This window comes from Prosthecobacter sp., from assembly GCF_020439865.1.
In the GTDB taxonomy this organism is placed as follows: Bacteria; Verrucomicrobiota; Verrucomicrobiia; order Verrucomicrobiales; family Verrucomicrobiaceae; genus Prosthecobacter.
Window position 1 is genome coordinate 19,859 of sequence record NZ_JAGRPF010000140.1, and the last position, 15,802, is coordinate 35,660.

A 15,802-nucleotide genomic window follows, 5' to 3' on the forward strand; every position below is an offset into this window, starting at 1 on the left:
CCCGTCCTGCAACCACCGGGCGGAACCGGCGGCGAGGGGCCGTTGAGCTTCGATCGGGCGCTTCGGATGAAAAAAACTTACAACTCAACTTGGTGTGAATATTGCAATGCGCGCACGAAGTACGGTAATATACCTCGGTTCGACTCCTCCCGATTCGTGCACGCTCTTTACTACATTGCCAAAGGCCAGAAGACCTTGGGGCCCTGCTCCAAGGACGATCTGCGCAATTTCTTGGCCTATGGGTCCATCCGGGACAGTGATCTGGTGAAGCGCGATGATGACGAGCAGTGGCGGCCGGTCTCGACGTTGCTGGAACTGCATGCAGAAGGCCAGGTGATCGCGGACGGCCTCACGGTGCGGCCGTCACGCCGTCGCGTGGCCCGCTATCGGGACTACAATCGTGTGCCGTACAATCAGCGTGGAGGCGCCGTGATGCGGCGCATGATCCTGGGATTCCTGCTGATCCCCCCGCTTCTCTGGTGGGCGGCGGTTTCCCTGTACTCAGACCACATCTTCCGCAAAAAGAAGGACGAGAACGGCTATCTGCTGGTGTGGGGCCGCTGGGTCGAGGTGCTGGTGACGATCATGATCATCGTCAATGCGGTCGCGTGGTGGATGGCGGTCACCTATGCCTCATGGATTCTGGGTCCCGGCCTCCACGAACTGATGAAAGGCATGGGTGAGGCGATGGATGTGATCAAGGGGCTGATCCATGACATGTCCCCCAAATAAAACGGGCTTTTGAAGGGGGAGACAGGTTTTGAGCGGGCTGGCAATCCGTGGATTGTCATTCGGTGTGCCGTATTTGGCATCATGCCCGGGTGCTGACACGTTGTTTGAGCGCGCCGCGTTGGTTGCTGCATGAAAGCACAGCCAACACTTTCTCTCCTCGCATCCGTTTTGTTCGCCGTCTCGGTTCAGGCCGCGCCTGCGGACACGACCGCTGCTTCGAAACAGATCGACGCCCTGCTGGCCCAAAGCTGGCAAAAGCACAAGATCACTCCCAATCCGCTTGTGGATGACGCCACGTTCCTGCGCCGCGTCTATCTGACCGTAGTGGGGCGCATCCCGACCTACGACGAGGCGAAGGCGTTCTATGCCTGTCAGGCTCCTGACAAACGGGCGAAGCTGGTGGACAGCCTGCTTTCCGGCGAGGGCTACGTGCAGAACTTTTTCAACTACTGGGCTGACGTGTTGCGTGCGCAGAGCCAGGGGGTGGGCGGCAGCATCACGGCAGAGAATTACCTGAACTACATCCGCGAGTCGCTGCGCGAGAACAAGCCTTGGGATCAGATGGCCCGCGAACTCGTCTCGAGCAGCGGTTCCTGCTTCGACACCGGCGCCATCGGTTACTACATGCGCGACCGCGGCATGCCGCTGGACAATCTGTCGAACACCACCCGAATCTTCTTGGGCACGCGTTTGGAGTGCGCTCAGTGCCACGACCATCCCTTCGACAAGTGGACGCAGAAACAGTTCTACGAGATGGCGGCCTTCACGCACAACATGAGCGCCACCAGCTACCAGTCGAAGGGCTACAACGAGGTGCAGAAGATGATGCGTGCCGACAAGTCAATCGACAAGGAGACTCAGGATCTGATGCGCAAGGCGATGAGCGAGGCCGTGCGCCCGCTGCGCAACACGCTGGTCGTGCAGAACAAGGGCGCCCTGCGTCTGCCGCATGACTACAAATACAAGGATGCCAAGCCGAAGGATGTCGTGCAGGCCTCGGTGATGTTTGGCAAGCCGGTGACGCTTTCGAAGGACTCGAACTCGATCGACGAATTCGGCAAGTGGCTGACTTCGGCCGAGAATCCGCGTTTTACCACCGTCATTGCCAACCGCCTGTGGAAGCGCGTCTTTGGCGCCGGCATCTACGAGCAGGTCGATGAAATGATGGACGGCAGCGTGGCCTCCAATCCGGAACTCATGCACTTTCTCGAACGCCAGATGGTGGCGCTGAAATACGACATGAAGGCCTACCTCCGCATGCTCTTAAACACGCAGGCCTTTGCCCGAGCCAGCACGAAGGAAGTCTCCCCGGGCACTCCCTACTATTTCGAAGGGCCCGTGTTTCACCGCATGAGCGCCGAGCAGGTGTGGGATTCGCTGGTGGCCCTTGTGAGTCCGGACCCGGAGCAGCCGAACTGGAGTGCCCGCGAACGCGAACGCCGCGATCTTGAGAACCGTCACCGTCTGGCTGAACTGCTCGACAGGACCGAGCCCGCGCTGCTCTTTGAAGCCTCCAAGCAGGTCGGAGAGGTCATGGTTGAACAGAACAAGGAGTTCGACCAGTTGCGCACGGAACTCGACGTGGCGCGCGCCAAGGATGACAAGGCCAAGGTGCGCGAAATTCAAAACCGCCTGAACAGCACCCAGCGCGTCCTGCGCGAGCAGGTGTCCAAGTCCTTCTACGCCGCCGCGAAGAAGTCCGGCAATCAGGATATCCAGGCCGAGCTCGCCGCCGTCAGCGGTGACGGACCGATGGAAATGGCGATGATGAACCTCATGGAAGACACTCGCGTGGATCCGAAACAGGCACCGCTGAATCCGAAAGTTATGGAGCGCATCAAGGAATACGAGGCCTTGCTCGGGATGAAGGATGAGAAGAGCGCGAAGAGCTTTGAGAACTACGAGAAGACACTGCATCAGACTTGGAGCCGCGCCGCCGAACTGCCTTCACCCGCTCCCCGCGGCCACTTCCTCCGCGAGTTTGGTCAGAGCGACCGCGAGATCATCGAAAACGCCAACGACGAAGCAAGCGTGCCGCAGGCGCTGACGATGATGAACGGCTCGCTGCTCAACCAGCTCACTAGCGCCTGGTCCATGTTGAGCATCAACCTGCGAAAGGCCACGACGAACGAAGATAAGGTCAATACACTCTTCCTCAGCGTCTATTCCCGTCCGCCTTCGGCCAAGGAGAGGGCCCACATGCTGCAGACCATCGAATCCTACGCGTCGTCCAAGACGCTGTGGGAGGACATCATCACCGCTGCCCTCAGCACCCAGCGTTTCATCTTCGTCGAGTAAGTCACACCCAGATTCCCAATTGAAACTTTACACCTGAAACTACCATGAACACCGATCTTACCCGCCGCTCTGTGATGACTCGCATGGCCCAGTCCTGCCTCGGAGTCGGTTTGTTGCCTTCAATGGAGCATCTCTTCAGCAGCAAGGCCTTCGCCGTCGGTGAAGGCAGCGCTACAGCCAAGCAGGCTGCCACCGCCCGCAACGTCATCTTCCTCTACATGACCGGCGGCCAGAGCCACCTCGACACTTGGGATCCGAAGCCGGAGAACAAGGAGGTCATGGGGGCCACGAAGGCCATCAAGACCAGCGCCGACGGCGTCCAGATCAGCGAATACCTTCCACGCATGGCTAAGCAGATGCATCACGCCTGCGTAATCAACTCGATGGCCACCAATACCGCGGCACATGAGCAGGCGAACTATTTCATGCACACCAGCTTTGGGCTGCGGAGCACGATCAAGCATCCGGGCATGGGTGCGTGGCTCAGTTTCTTCCAAGGACCGGGTAATCCGGCACTGCCACCCTATGTTTATGTTGGCAATGACAGCCGCCATCCTGGCGCAGGCTTCTTTGCCAAAAAGCATGGCCCGCTCATGGTGAACAATCCTGAAGCTGGCTTGCAAAACGTGCGCCCGCAAAAAGGCGTGACCGACGAGCGCTTCGGCATGCGTCGTGAACTTGCCGGTTCATTGGACGCCGAGTTCCAAGGCAAGTGGGACACCCGAAACGTGAAGGCCTATGCCGACATGTATGACGATGCGGTGCGGTTGATGAAGAGCGAGGATCTTGTGGCCTTCGATCTGACCAAAGAGCCTGAAGCGCTTCGTCAGGCCTACGGCAAAGACACGTTTGGCCAGGGTTGCCTCCTCGCACGCCGCCTCGTCGAGCATGGGGTGCGCTTCATCGAGGTGAGCTTCGGAAGCTGGGACACGCACGTGGCGAACTTCATCAACGTCCCGCGTCTCTGCGACACGCTGGACACCGCTCTCGCCGCCCTCGTCACCGATCTGGAACATCGGGGCATGCTGGAGGACACCATGATCGTCGTCAGCTCCGAATTCGGCCGCACGCCAAAGATCAATCAGAACCAGGGCCGCGACCACTATCCCATCTTCAGCTCCGTCATCATTGGCGGTGGCATCAAAGGAGGCATCAAATATGGCTCCACCACGCCTGACGGCGCCGGCATCGCTGCCGACAAGGTTGGTCCGCCCGACCTCAACGCCACCATCGGTTACGCGCTTGGTCTGCCGCTTGATCAGGTGATCTACTCACCCAGCAAGCGTCCGTTCACCGTCGCCGACAAGGGCCAGCCGCTGACGCATTTGTTTTCGTGAGGTAGTGCCAAAGATCGGGTTAAAACACGATCGCCCGGCAGGATTCCTGCCGGGCGATTGATTTTAGAGAGGCAATGACACAGGCGGTCAGCCTGTGTCACAGATTTAAACGTTCGCGGCGCTGTAGTCCCAGCCCTGGCGGTAGGCCGCACGGGTGATGAGCTTGTTCGCGTCGGCGCTGTCGGATTCCTGCTTGGCGGCGTCCCAGTTGATGACCTTGCCGGGATTGGCTATGGCGAGGTTGCCGAAAAGGCAGAGCTTGGTCAGCGGGACGGAATAGTCGAAGTTGCTGCCGCAGATCTTGTCCTGCTCGATGGCGCGGATGAGTTCGAGCTGCGGTTCGCCTTCGGCGAGTGCGGGCTCAAGCTTGAGTTCAGGAGACTTGCCGCCGAGGAACGCAGTCATCTTCGTGCTCGGGATGAGACGCGGGCTGCCGCAGTAGTCGTCGGTGTTGAGGATCACGCCCTCATCGCCGCGCAGGAGGAAGCCTCCTTTGATCTTGCTCCAGTCGCGGTCTGCTTCGAGTTCGGCCGGACGCTCGGGCTTCAGGCTGCCTTCATACCAGTGAAGCTTGATCTCGCCGTACTTCTCCGTCTTGAAGTAGAAGACGACGTGGGAGGACTTCGGCCAGCTCACATCGGTGAGTTCGGTGCACTCGGCTTCCATCTTGTAGGGTTCGCCAAGGCCGCAGGACCAGAAGGGGCCGTCGAGAAGATGGCAGCCCATGTCGCCCATGGCACCGGCGCCGTACTCACGATGGCCACGCCAGGCGAAGGGATGCAGGCCGTTGAGGTAGGGCACCTGCGGCGTCGCGGCAAGCCAGGATTCCCAGTTGAGGCTGGCCGGGACTTCGCCGGGCGTATATTTTTCCTTGGCTTCGTTGCCCTGTGGCCAGATGGGGCGGTTGGTCCAGACGTGAATTTCCTTCACGTTGCCGACGATTCCTTCGCTGATCCACTGATTGAGGAAGCGGATGCCTTTGCCAGTGTGGCCCTGGTTGCCCATGTTGGTCTTCACACCTTTCTTCTTGGCCGCTTCATGAAGCTGGTTGGCCTCCCAAATGCGGTTCACCAGCGGCTTTTGCACGCAAACGTGCTTGCCGCGCTTGATGGCCTCCATCGCCGCCGGGTAGTGCGCGTGGTCAGGGGTGGAGACGGTGCACATGTCGATCTTGTCGCCCATGGCTTCGAACATGTCGCGGAAGCTCTCGAACATCTTCGCATCGGGATACTTCTGCTGGGCCTGCTTGAGGCGCTCGCGGTCCACATCGCAGATGGCCACAATGTTGGCCCCCTTGGCCGAAATGCCGACGTCAGACGCGCCTTTGCCGCCCGCGCCGCCGATGCCGGCGACATTGATTTTTTTGACGCCGCCTTCCTGGCCGATCAGCAGATTGGGGAGGAAGATGCTGCCTGCGGTGGCGGCCGTGTTGCGGAGGAAAGTACGACGGTTGGGGAAGAGCGAGGGCTTCATGGTGTTTGGATTGGGCTGGGACGATAGCGGCATGGGGGCGAAACGCGCAATGGGAATGTCGCTCTCGGAGAAAAAGTATCGTGATGGCACAAAATGCCATCACAGGCATTTTGTGCTTGGCTCGCTGGCATGTTCGCCGCTAGAACCCTTGCATGGACTTCGCCAAATTCGCTTCTGAGTTCTCCGGCTTCGTCTGGGGGGTGCCCCTCATCGTGCTCCTGTTTGGGACACACCTGTTCCTGACAATTCGCACCGGTTTCATCCAGCGCTTCATCCCGCGGGCGATCAAGATTTCGATGTCACGTGAGAACGAAGGCGAGGGAGATGTGTCGCAGTTTGGAGCTCTGATGACGGCACTCGCAGCGACCATAGGAGCGGGCAACATCATCGGTGTGGCCGGTGCGGTTGCCACCGGAGGGCCGGGAGCGGTATTTTGGATGTGGCTCACCGGTGTGTTCGGCATCGCCACCAAGTACTCCGAGGCGGTGTTGGCTGTGAAATACCGTGTGAAAATGCCGGACGGCAGCTATGCGGGCGGTCCGATGTATGCACTGGAACGTGGGCTCGGGCAGAAGTGGCTCGGGATCGTGTTTGCGATCTTTACCTGCATTGCTGCGTTTGGCATTGGAAACATGTTTCAGGCCAACTCAGTGGTGGGCTCGTTGAAGGACTACATCAAACCGGGTGACGACTACGAGAACATCATGCGCTGGGTGTCGGGGCTTGTCATGGCGGCGATTACCGGAGCCGTGATTCTGGGCGGCGTGAAAAGCATCGCCAAGGTCTGCGGCTTTCTCGTGCCGATCATGGCCGTCGGTTATGTCCTCGGATGTGTCCTGATTCTGATCAAGAACGCCGCGTTGCTGCCCCAGGCCTTCAGCGATATTTTCAGCAGCGCGTTTTCCAGTCACGCGGCGGTGGGTGGTTTTGCCGGAGCGACGATGAAAGCCGTGGTTCAGGCTGGCATTGCCCGCGGCTTGTTTTCCAACGAATCCGGCCTCGGCAGCGCTCCGATCGTCGCGGCGGCCGCCCAGACGCGGAACCCGGTGCGTCAGGCGCTGGTGTCTTCGACGGCGACATTTTGGGACACCGTGGTTGTATGCGCGATTACCGGCCTGGTCATTGTGAGCAGCGGCCACTGGAAAGAGGGCTTGCCCAAGGAGTCACTGACCAATGCCGCCTTCGCCGAACTGCACACCGTAGGCCCCATTTTTCTGCTCTTCGGCTTGATGACCTTTGTGTTTTCTTCGATACTCGGCTGGTGCTACTACGGGGAGAAAGCAGCGGAATACCTTATCGGTCCGCGGGCGGTGAAGCCCTATCGCATCCTATGGGTGTTGATGGTTTTGTTCGGTGCCGTTCAGCCCGCTGCGGCGGTGATGGATTTCTCGGATGCTGCCAACGGCCTCATGGCTGTCCCGAATCTCATCGCGTTGATCTGCCTGAGCGGTGTGATCGCTGCGGAAACCAGAGCGCATCGGGACGAGTTGACTGGAAAGAGCTGAAAAAAAATGCTGTCACGCTTGCAAGCAGGACGGGTGCCTCTATTTTGCGCGCCCCTGACCCACTGCCTCATGGTGTAATGGTAACACAGCAGATTCTGAATCTGTTATTCAAGGTTCGAATCCTTGTGAGGCAACCACTCCCCCCCCCCCAGGGAGGTAACAGCATTCCGGTCACGGACTTCCCTCACGAGCACGTGTGTGCTGATTTGTCCTGCTATTGGGGGCTGACAGGGGACAGATCAGGCCTTGGCCCGACCTGCGGCGAGAATGGCCGAATCCAAGCGTGCCAGGCGATGAGCGCTGGAGGCCGTTTCGATGCCCTCAAGAGCCCGATAGGATTTGCCGATCTTCTGCACAAGCCCGCTGTTGGTCAGTTTGAGGATCTTCTCGTATGAGCGCAGGCGGAGCATTTCTTCACCCCCGCTGACCGCATTCTTGAGCTTTAGTCCCTCAAATACTCGTGCGAACAAATCTTTGAACTCGAAGGTTTCTCCTGTGGAAAGAACATTCACCAGTTCGTCGGTGACGTGATCAACTACCCGGCGGGAGAATGGAGCTTTTTTTGTGACTGCTTTTGTAGGGACCATCTGTCTCTGTACCACATCAATTCAGCTCTGTCTCATAAACCCTTCGCAAATGTCACATTTCTGCCCTTCAAGCCGTCTCAGGAGGCCAGTTTTGCGTCTTTCGCGGTCCTCGTGAGGCGTTTAAAGGCGATTTCGGCCTTCAATGCGGCAGATTTGTTCTTCTGTGGCCACGAGCGCAGCAACTTCAACGGCCCGCGTCCGCGGGTGTAACGTGCGCCTTTTCCCGTCCTGTGCTGGGCGATGCGTCGTTCCAGATCATTGGTGATGCCGCAGTAGAGAGTGCCGTCACCGCATTGGAGCACATAGAGACACCACTTTTTCGCGGGCCTGACTTTGGTGGCGGACTTTTTCTTTTTCGGCACGGTCCAGCATAGCAGCAGGCTGAGAAATCAAAACAGCTCGCTGATCATTGTGCCTTCCGTCAACGCCACAGGCCGCCCGTCTGAGGAACGATATTCGATCTCACGGTAATCGTAGCCCAGCGCCGAGTAGATGCTCGCATGGATGTCCGCAGGCGAGACCGGGCGTTCCTTCGGATACGCACCCGAGGCATCACTGCTGCCGATGACCTGCCCGCCGCGCACGCCGCCGCCTGCGAGGAGCACGCTGTAGCAGCCCGGCCAGTGATCACGACCCGCATCGTTGTTGATCTTCGGCGTGCGGCCAAATTCACCCATCCAGACCACGAGCGTGCTGTCCAGCAGGCCGCGTTCCTCGAGATCGTCGAGCAGCGTGGCATAGGCCTGCTCCATCGGCGGCACGAGGCGGTTCTTGAGGCTGTTGAAGTTGTCCTTGTGCGTGTCCCAGGTGATCGACGGCCCGTTCACCGTCGTGACAAACCGCGTACCGGATTCGATCAGACGACGCGCCAGCAGATGCGACTGGCCCCAGCTGTGCCTGCCGTAGCGCTCGCGCACTTTGTCGGGCTCCTTCGACAGATCGAACGCGTCTGCAGCCTTGCCGGTTTGCAGCATTGAAGTGGCAAGTTCATTGAAGATATCCATCTGCGCGACCTGCGATGATGCGATGGGTTGTGCGGCGGTGCTGATGTGATTGAGCAACGCGAGGCGTTCCTGAAACCGTTGCGGCGTGAGGCTGGCGTCGAGTCCCATGTTCCGCACTCGGAAGCTTGCGGCGTTGGGATCGTCATCGAGCACGAAAGGATCGTAGCGATTACCCAGGCAGCCGCCGAACTGACCCGGCGTGAGATATACCTTGCTGTCGCAATGCGGAAACGGCGTGATGACATACGGCGGCACGCCTTTGCTGAATCCATCCCGCTGGGCCAGCCACCCGCAGAGCGTGCCGACACCGGGCAGATCGGTCGGGCTAGGAGTGATCAGCGTGCTATCCACACGATACGGTCTGCCGACCGTGGACCAATGCATGCCGCCGTTGTGGCTGCTGTGCCCGTGATGCACGCTGCGGATCAGCGCGACCTTGTCCATGCGCTTCGCCATCTGCGGAAGCAACTCGGTGACGTGGATGCCCGGCACGTTTGTCTTGATGGTCTTGAACTCGCCGCGGATCTCCGACGGCCCGTCCGGCTTGGGATCCCACAGATCGATGTGGCTCGGTGCTCCGCCGTTGAAGATCAAAATGACCGACTTCGCCTTGCCAAGACCGATGCCGGAGCGCACAGCAGATGCTCCAAGCGCACTTAACTGATTCAATCCGAAGCCGAGCATTCCCATCCCGCCCGCTTGCAGGATGTTCCGACGCGAAAAGCGCATTTCCGGGAGTGCTGTGTTTACCACGGAGCAAACCTACGGTGCAGGAGGCGATGTCTTGCGCTCGGTCACGGAACGAGTTCTCCCGATCCTTCGTAGAGCCAGAAATGCACCTGTTGATTGCGGATGTAGGCAGACGCAGAGGCGTTTTCGTTTCCGAACACCGTATCTAACTTATAATCGACCTGAATCGTCCAATACACGAATGACCTTCCATCGGTAGTGAAAGCTGAGGAAGTGCGCTTTCGCGGCGGATGCAGCTTTTGAATGTTTTTAGGGCGGATTTCAGTGACCTGACCCGTCTCCATGCTTTTCAAGATGCAGTCGTATTCTCCCTGCTTGTTCAGTTCGGGTTTTGGGCCGGGGTCGTTGAGAACTCCCTTTGGTTTGATGACTTCATCATCAGCAACGGCCGCCATGACGCCGAGTGTTAGGCTGGACATAAGGGCTCGACGAGTCATGCCAGTTTAACGTGCGACACAGCCCCGTTTTAGAGGCGGGGGAGACAAAGTTTTCAGACAATTCTCACACCCGCCACTTGAGATCTACCTTAACGCCATTCCATTCGTGGTCGGGAAGGTGCGTGTGGGTGGTAAAACTGCCGCCGGTGTTGCTGAGGCTGGCCATCGTCCAACCAGTCGTCGAGGTTTTCTTGTCGGCGACATACGAGGTCGCGGGTGTGTTGAGGATGTGGATGCCCTCGTGCTCGAAGAAGTTGCGATGATGGATGTGGCCGTGGATGTAGGCTTTGACGTGCTTGCGGGCCGCCAGTTCCTTCCAGAGCGCCTCGGAATCCTCCAGACCGCCCGGGAAGTGCAGGGGATCGCCGCCCAGACGGGGATTGTGATGCGCGAACACCAGCGCCGGTTTGTCGGCGTGTTGATCGAGCAGCTTCGTCAGCCAGGTCACTTGGGCGTCGCCGAGCAAGCCTTGTGTCACCATCGTCTCTTTCAGCGAGTCGAGCAGGAAGAGGTTGGCCCCTGCGAGGTTCACCACGCCGACGTGTTTGGACTCCACAGCAGGTGACCCTGGCTTCTCGCTCTTCAATACTTCGTAAAACACCGCCCGGTCGTCGTGATTGCCCATCGTCAGATGCACCGACACTCCGGCTTCGCGAAGAGGTGCGATGAGCTTCGCAAAGTGCTCGTAGTCGCCGGGCTTCCCGTCCTTCAAGGCCAGATCGCCGTTGATGACGACCGCGGCGGGGCGTTTCGGCAGCGCCAGCAACCAGGCAATCGTGTTCCGAAGATTGGTGGGGATCGAAGCGCTCTCGGGATGCTGCACGCCGATGTGCGTGTCGTTCAGGATGGCGATCAGGTTCTCGTCCACCTCGGCGGCAGATGCTCCGACCTGTCCCAGAACCACCGCGGCTCCGAGTTGCGTGATGAATTGGCGGCGTGAGGTTAGATGAATCGGCATGGTCTGCTATACGGGCACGGGCGCTTCCGTATTGCTCCATCATGGACCGCCGCGACTTCATCAAGACCACCAGTGCCGCTGCAATCGCCTCTGGAGTGCGGACGACCTCGTCCGCAGCCATTCCTGCACAGCCCGATCTCATCAAAACCGAAAACGCGAAGGCGGGCGCGAGTTTCCAGCTCACGCGCATGCGACCGGACAACGCGAAGTCCTATCGCACGTCGTTGATCGAGGGCTACTGCTCGCGCCAGTCGGTGAAAGCGGGCGAAAAGCTCGACATCTTTGTCAGCACCAAACCGGTGGCGAAGTTCACGATCGAAATCTTCCGCATGGGCTACTACGACGGCGCGGGCTCGCGTTTGATGACCACGCTAGGACCGTTCGACGGCAAAACACAGCCGGTGCCCGAGATTGGCGAGCAGCGTCTGCGTGAGTGCCACTGGGAGTCGAGCACCTCGCTCACGATTCCCGCCGACTGGCCCAGCGGCGTGTATCTCGGCCGTCTCACCACGGTTCCCGAAACCTTGGAGAAACCCTACTGGCAGAGCTATGTGATCTTCATCGTCAAAGACGATCGCCCCGCCGACATCCTCTTCCAATGCAGCGACAACACCTGGCAGGCCTACAATCGCTGGCCGGTGAACGAATCGCTCTACACCGATCCCCGCGCCGCGCATGCGCCGGGCGTCAGCGTGAGTTTTGACCGGCCCTACGGCAAATACGTGCAGATCTTTGAGAACCCGCTCAGCGTGGGCAGCGGCGAGTTCCTGCTGTGGGAATACCCGCTGTGCTACTGGCTCGAAAAAGAAGGCTACGATGTCACCTACTGCTCGAACGTCGACAACCTCGATCCTGCGAATCTCGCTCGCGTCAAAACGATGATCAGCGTCGGTCACGACGAGTATTGGGACGTGCGCCAGTATCAAAATGTGAAACAAGCCATCGCCGACGGTTTGAACGTGCTCTGGCTCTCCGCCAATGATGTGTACATGGTCACGCCCTTTACGCCGAATGCGAAAGGTGATGCCAACCGTCGTCTCACCCGTGAAACCTGCTATGGCGAATTTCGCGAGGAGGAAAAGGAGGCCTATTCCAAAGTCCTCGGACCCTTTGAAAATCCCGGTCCCGATGAACGCGACATTATCGGTGCGCGCACCATCGTTCCCTTCAACGGTGGCGGTGACTGGACCTGCGCGAAGCCCGATCACTGGCTTTTTGAAGGAACCGGCATGAAAATGGGCGACAGCATCCCCGGTCTCGTCGGTTGGGAATTTCACGGTGAGCCCGACACCGATCGTCCGGGCCTCGAAGTCGTCGGCGAAGGCAATGTCTGGGCCGGAGGCACGCGTCTCGGCAAATACGCCTCGACGATTTACGAAGGCCCGAAGAAGAACATCGTCTTCAACGCCACCACCATCTTCTGGGCGCAGGGGTTGAGCGACCCCCCCGGGCACATGATCCCTTGGAGTCACTGGTCCCGTCCGCATGGACCCGATGAGCGCGTGCAGCGCATCACGAAGAATGCGCTGAAGAGGGCGATTGGATGATCTTTTGAAGCAAGATAAGCCAAGGGTTTGTCCGGAATCAGCCCGTGGTGAGAGAATGTTTGGCTGACGTTTCAACGTAAGCTTCTCAATCGCCTAATTCTGTTCATGACTCGTGCCGTGCCCATGCTCTGCCTGCTTGCCATCAGTTCGGCCTTTGCCGCTGACAAGCTGAGCTTCAATCAAGACATTCGTCCGATCCTTTCGGAGAACTGCTTCGCTTGTCATGGCTTCGATGCGAAGAAGCGCGAGGCGGAATTGCGACTGGATACAAAAGAGGGCGCCTACACGGCCAAGGACGGGACTTTCCCGATCAAGCCGGGCGATCTGGCGAAGAGCGAGGTGTGGCAGCGCATCATCACGGATGATGCAGACGACCTCATGCCGCCGCCAAAGTCGCACAAGAAGCTCACGCAGGCGCAGAAGGACACGATCAAGCTCTGGATCGAGCAGGGGGCGCCGTATCAGAAGCACTGGGCGTTTGAGAAGCCGGTGGATCATTCGGGCGTGACGATCGACGGACTGCTGGCGGAGCGGCAGGCGAAGGACAAACTCAGTTTTGCGGAGGAAGCGGACAAGGAGACGCTGATCCGTCGCGCGGCCTTCACATTGACCGGTTTGCCGCCAACGCTGGCGGAGGTGGATGCGTTTGTGAAGGACAAGTCACCACAGGCCTATGAGACGATGGTCGATCGCTACATGAAGTCGCCGCGTTACGGCGAGGAGATGGCGCGGCACTGGCTGGATGTGGCGCGTTATGCGGACACGCACGGACTGCATCTCGACAACGAGCGCAGCATGTGGGCGTATCGCGACTGGGTGGTGAAGGCGTTCAACACGAACCTGCCCTTTGATCAATTCATCGTCTGGCAGATTGGGGGCGACCTCCTGCCGAATGCCACGCCGGATCAGATCACGGCCACCGGGTTCTGCCGTTGCAATGTGACGACCAGCGAAGGCGGTGCGATCGACGAGGAATACCGGCATCTCTATGCGGTGGATCGCGCTGCGACGCTGACCTCCGCCTTCATGGCACTGACGGGTGGCTGTGCGCAGTGCCACGATCACAAATACGATCCGCTGACGACGAAGGAGTTTTACTCGCTCTACGCTTTCTTTTACAGCGGCGCCGATCCGGCGATGGACAAGAACATCTCCGACACGCCGCCGTTTCTGAAGCTGCCGACACCTGAGCAGCAAAAAACGCTCGATGCGGCGGTTAAAGCCGAGGACGTGGCGCGGAAGGCTCTCGATGCAGCCGGGCAACACGTGGCCTACATCGATCCTGCGACGATCAAGCCGGCACCCGCGCCGCAAACGGTCACGCAGGTGCTGTTTGATGACGCATTCGCCATCGGCACTGAAACGCGGAACACGTCGCGTAATCCGAGCGTGTGGCTGATGCAGCCCGGTTTTGGTGCGAAGTCGGGCAGGCGCGTGCTGGAACTCAGCAACGGCCAGTTCAGCCAGGAGATCATCACGCCGGTGCTTGAGCCGGTGGTGCTCGGCGACTCGCCTCGCGTCAGCGTGTGGGTGCGACTCGATCCGCTCAACACGCCGGGTGTCGTGTGTCTCGAACTCAACGGCCGCCGCATCGTCTGGGGAGACGCGCATGTCTTCGATGCCACGACCTACGGCAAGGACGACACGATCACGGCTGGACCGCTGCCCAAGCCGGGTGAGTGGACGCTGCTGAGTTTCGATCCCGGCGTGCTCGGATTGAAAACCGGTTCGCGCATCAACACCATCGCCGTGCAGCAGGTCGGTGGCACCACGACCTGGGATTTGTGCACTGTGACCGGCGAGATTCGTGCATCGGCCGATCTGCTCGCGTCACTCAGCGCGTGGTGGAAGGCGGTGGGCGGTGGGAAGAAGAATCCGCCGGATGTGCCTGCATCGGTTTTGAAGACGCTCATGACCGCGCCGGACAAGGTCACCGATGCCAAGGCGCGAGAGAGCCTGCTGCATTTCTACCTCGCCCACATTGCGCATCCGGCCAATGACGAGATCGCCAGGCTGCGTCGTGAGTGGGAGGACGCGCAGGTGGCCCGCGCTGCGGCTGATGACGCAATTCCGGGCACGATGGTGTTTCACGATCTCGACACGCCGCGCGACACCTTCATCGCCGTGCGCGGTCAGTACACGAAACTCGGCGACAAGGTCGAACCCGCCACGCCCGCCTTCTTGCCGTCTTTGAAAAAGGCCGATCCTGCCGCGCGTGCCACGCGGCTCGATCTCGCGAAGTGGCTGGTGGATTCCGAGAATCCGATGACAGCGCGTGTGACGGTGAATCGCTTCTGGCAGCAGGTGTTTGGTATCGGCTTGGTGAAGACGAGCCATGATTTCGGCTCGCAAGGCGAACCGCCGAGCCATCCGGAACTGCTCGATCATCTCGCCGCGCAGTTTCAGAAGAACGGCTGGGACGTGAAGAAACTCATCAAGGAATTGGTGATGACGAAGGCGTTCAGGCAGGCCTCGCCCGTCGAGTCGAATCTGCTCAGTCTCGATCCTGACAACCGTCTGCTCGCCCGTGGCCCACGCATTCGACTCGGTGCGGAGCAGATTCGTGACAACGCGCTCTTCGTCAGCGGGCTCATCAATCTCGAGATGGGCGGACGCGGCGCCCGCACCTATCAGCCGCCGAACATCTGGGAACCGGTTGGCTATGGCGACAGCAACACGCGTTACTACCTGCAGGATCACGGCTCCGCGCTCTATCGCCGCAGCCTCTACTGCTTCCTCAAGCGCACCGCACCGCCGCCCTTCATGACCACCTTCGACGCGCCGAACCGCGAGGAGAGCTGTACACGCCGTGAACGCAGCAACACGCCGATGCAGGCGCTGCAACTCATGAATGACGTTCAGCATTTCGAAGCGGCGCGTGCCCTTGCCGAACGTGTGCTCAAGGAAGGTGGTGCGGATGACGCCCATCGCTTCGACTGGCTTTTCCGCACCGTATTGAGCCGCAAGCCGGATGCACAGGAGACAACGATGCTTCAGACGGCGCTCGCCAAACAACGCGAACTTTACAAGGCCGACCCGCAAGCCGCGGAGAAGGCCGTTCACATTGGCGAATCGCAGCCTAAGAACGTCGCGCCCGCGCCCGAAACCGCGTCGTGGACGTTGATCGCGAATCTGGTGCTCAACTTGGATGAAACTGTCACACGCAACTGAGTC

Annotated in this window: 12 protein-coding genes and 1 tRNA gene; 7 read left to right on the plus strand and 6 right to left on the minus strand. The window is 59.6% G+C overall.

The genetic code is table 11. From position 1 onward, the window contains the following. Positions 1 to 156: 156 nt before the first annotated feature. The 3 genes from KDL09_RS17050 (at position 157) to KDL09_RS17060 (ending at position 4,367) form a co-directional block, all read left to right on the plus strand. The gene (locus KDL09_RS17050) at positions 157 to 732 is read left to right on the plus strand and encodes a DUF4339 domain-containing protein (RefSeq protein ID WP_294387709.1); all 576 of its coding nucleotides are present in this window, start codon (positions 157 to 159) and stop codon (positions 730 to 732) included. A gap of 129 nt (positions 733 to 861) precedes the next feature. Beyond that, complete coding sequence (locus KDL09_RS17055) at positions 862 to 3,030, plus strand: DUF1549 domain-containing protein (RefSeq protein ID WP_294387710.1); 2,169 nt, start codon at positions 862 to 864, stop codon at positions 3,028 to 3,030. Between the two features lie 44 nt (positions 3,031 to 3,074). Further along, positions 3,075 to 4,367 (plus strand): DUF1501 domain-containing protein, encoded by a 1,293-nt coding sequence (locus tag KDL09_RS17060; RefSeq protein ID WP_294387712.1) that lies wholly within the window; start codon positions 3,075 to 3,077, stop codon positions 4,365 to 4,367. A gap of 105 nt (positions 4,368 to 4,472) precedes the next feature. Here the strand turns inward: KDL09_RS17060 and KDL09_RS17065 are convergent, their stop codons facing one another. Next, positions 4,473 to 5,840 carry a Gfo/Idh/MocA family oxidoreductase gene (locus KDL09_RS17065; protein WP_294387713.1) on the minus strand — a complete coding sequence of 456 codons (1,368 nt, stop codon included), beginning with the start codon at positions 5,838 to 5,840 and terminating at the stop codon, positions 4,473 to 4,475. Between the two features lie 152 nt (positions 5,841 to 5,992). Here KDL09_RS17065 and KDL09_RS17070 point away from each other — a divergent pair, with 152 nt between their 5' ends. Then, a complete protein-coding gene (locus tag KDL09_RS17070; protein WP_294387714.1) occupies positions 5,993 to 7,345 on the plus strand; it encodes a sodium:alanine symporter family protein in 1,353 nt (450 codons plus the stop codon). A 63-nt stretch (positions 7,346 to 7,408) separates the two neighbouring features. Beyond that, a tRNA-Gln gene (locus KDL09_RS17075) sits at positions 7,409 to 7,482 on the plus strand. Between the two features lie 102 nt (positions 7,483 to 7,584). Here the strand turns inward: KDL09_RS17075 and KDL09_RS17080 are convergent. The 5 genes from KDL09_RS17080 to KDL09_RS17100 all read right to left on the minus strand — a co-directional run bounded on the left by KDL09_RS17080 (position 7,585) and on the right by KDL09_RS17100 (position 11,081). Continuing rightward, on the minus strand, positions 7,585 to 7,857 hold the full coding sequence (locus tag KDL09_RS17080) for a hypothetical protein (protein WP_294387716.1): 273 nt from the start codon (positions 7,855 to 7,857) through the stop codon (positions 7,585 to 7,587). Between the two features lie 152 nt (positions 7,858 to 8,009). Further along, positions 8,010 to 8,294 (minus strand): GIY-YIG nuclease family protein, encoded by a 285-nt coding sequence (locus KDL09_RS17085; RefSeq protein ID WP_294387718.1) that lies wholly within the window; start codon positions 8,292 to 8,294, stop codon positions 8,010 to 8,012. Positions 8,295 to 8,321: 27 nt separating this feature from the next. Then, positions 8,322 to 9,665 (minus strand): DUF1501 domain-containing protein, encoded by a 1,344-nt coding sequence (locus KDL09_RS17090; RefSeq protein ID WP_294387720.1) that lies wholly within the window; start codon positions 9,663 to 9,665, stop codon positions 8,322 to 8,324. Between the two features lie 65 nt (positions 9,666 to 9,730). Next, positions 9,731 to 10,081, minus strand: a complete 351-nt coding sequence (locus KDL09_RS17095; RefSeq protein ID WP_294387723.1) for a hypothetical protein — start codon at positions 10,079 to 10,081, stop codon at positions 9,731 to 9,733. A gap of 106 nt (positions 10,082 to 10,187) precedes the next feature. After that, on the minus strand, positions 10,188 to 11,081 hold the full coding sequence (locus KDL09_RS17100) for a metallophosphoesterase (protein ID WP_294387725.1): 894 nt from the start codon (positions 11,079 to 11,081) through the stop codon (positions 10,188 to 10,190). 41 nt (positions 11,082 to 11,122) lie between these two features. Here KDL09_RS17100 and KDL09_RS17105 point away from each other — a divergent pair, with 41 nt between their 5' ends. After that, positions 11,123 to 12,628, plus strand: a complete 1,506-nt coding sequence (locus KDL09_RS17105; RefSeq protein ID WP_294387727.1) for a N,N-dimethylformamidase beta subunit family domain-containing protein — start codon at positions 11,123 to 11,125, stop codon at positions 12,626 to 12,628. Positions 12,629 to 12,733: 105 nt separating this feature from the next. Next, the gene (locus KDL09_RS17110) at positions 12,734 to 15,799 is read left to right on the plus strand and encodes a DUF1553 domain-containing protein (RefSeq protein WP_294387729.1); all 3,066 of its coding nucleotides are present in this window, start codon (positions 12,734 to 12,736) and stop codon (positions 15,797 to 15,799) included. The last annotated feature ends 3 nt before the right edge of the window (positions 15,800 to 15,802 follow it).

Excerpts from the sequence above, each read along its gene's own strand:
- KDL09_RS17055 (WP_294387710.1), top strand. The coding sequence starts at position 862 with ATGAAAGCACAGCCAACACTTTCTCTCCTCGCATCCGTTTTGTTCGCC.
- KDL09_RS17060 (WP_294387712.1), top strand. The coding sequence starts at position 3,075 with ATGAACACCGATCTTACCCGCCGCTCTGTGATGACTCGCATGGCCCAG.
- KDL09_RS17065 (WP_294387713.1), bottom strand. The coding sequence starts at position 5,840 with ATGAAGCCCTCGCTCTTCCCCAACCGTCGTACTTTCCTCCGCAACACG.
- KDL09_RS17070 (WP_294387714.1), top strand. The coding sequence starts at position 5,993 with ATGGACTTCGCCAAATTCGCTTCTGAGTTCTCCGGCTTCGTCTGGGGG.
- KDL09_RS17090 (WP_294387720.1), bottom strand. The coding sequence starts at position 9,665 with ATGCGCTTTTCGCGTCGGAACATCCTGCAAGCGGGCGGGATGGGAATG.
- KDL09_RS17095 (WP_294387723.1), bottom strand. The coding sequence starts at position 10,081 with ATGGCGGCCGTTGCTGATGATGAAGTCATCAAACCAAAGGGAGTTCTC.
- KDL09_RS17100 (WP_294387725.1), bottom strand. The coding sequence starts at position 11,081 with ATGCCGATTCATCTAACCTCACGCCGCCAATTCATCACGCAACTCGGA.
- KDL09_RS17105 (WP_294387727.1), top strand. The coding sequence starts at position 11,123 with ATGGACCGCCGCGACTTCATCAAGACCACCAGTGCCGCTGCAATCGCC.
- KDL09_RS17110 (WP_294387729.1), top strand. The coding sequence starts at position 12,734 with ATGACTCGTGCCGTGCCCATGCTCTGCCTGCTTGCCATCAGTTCGGCC.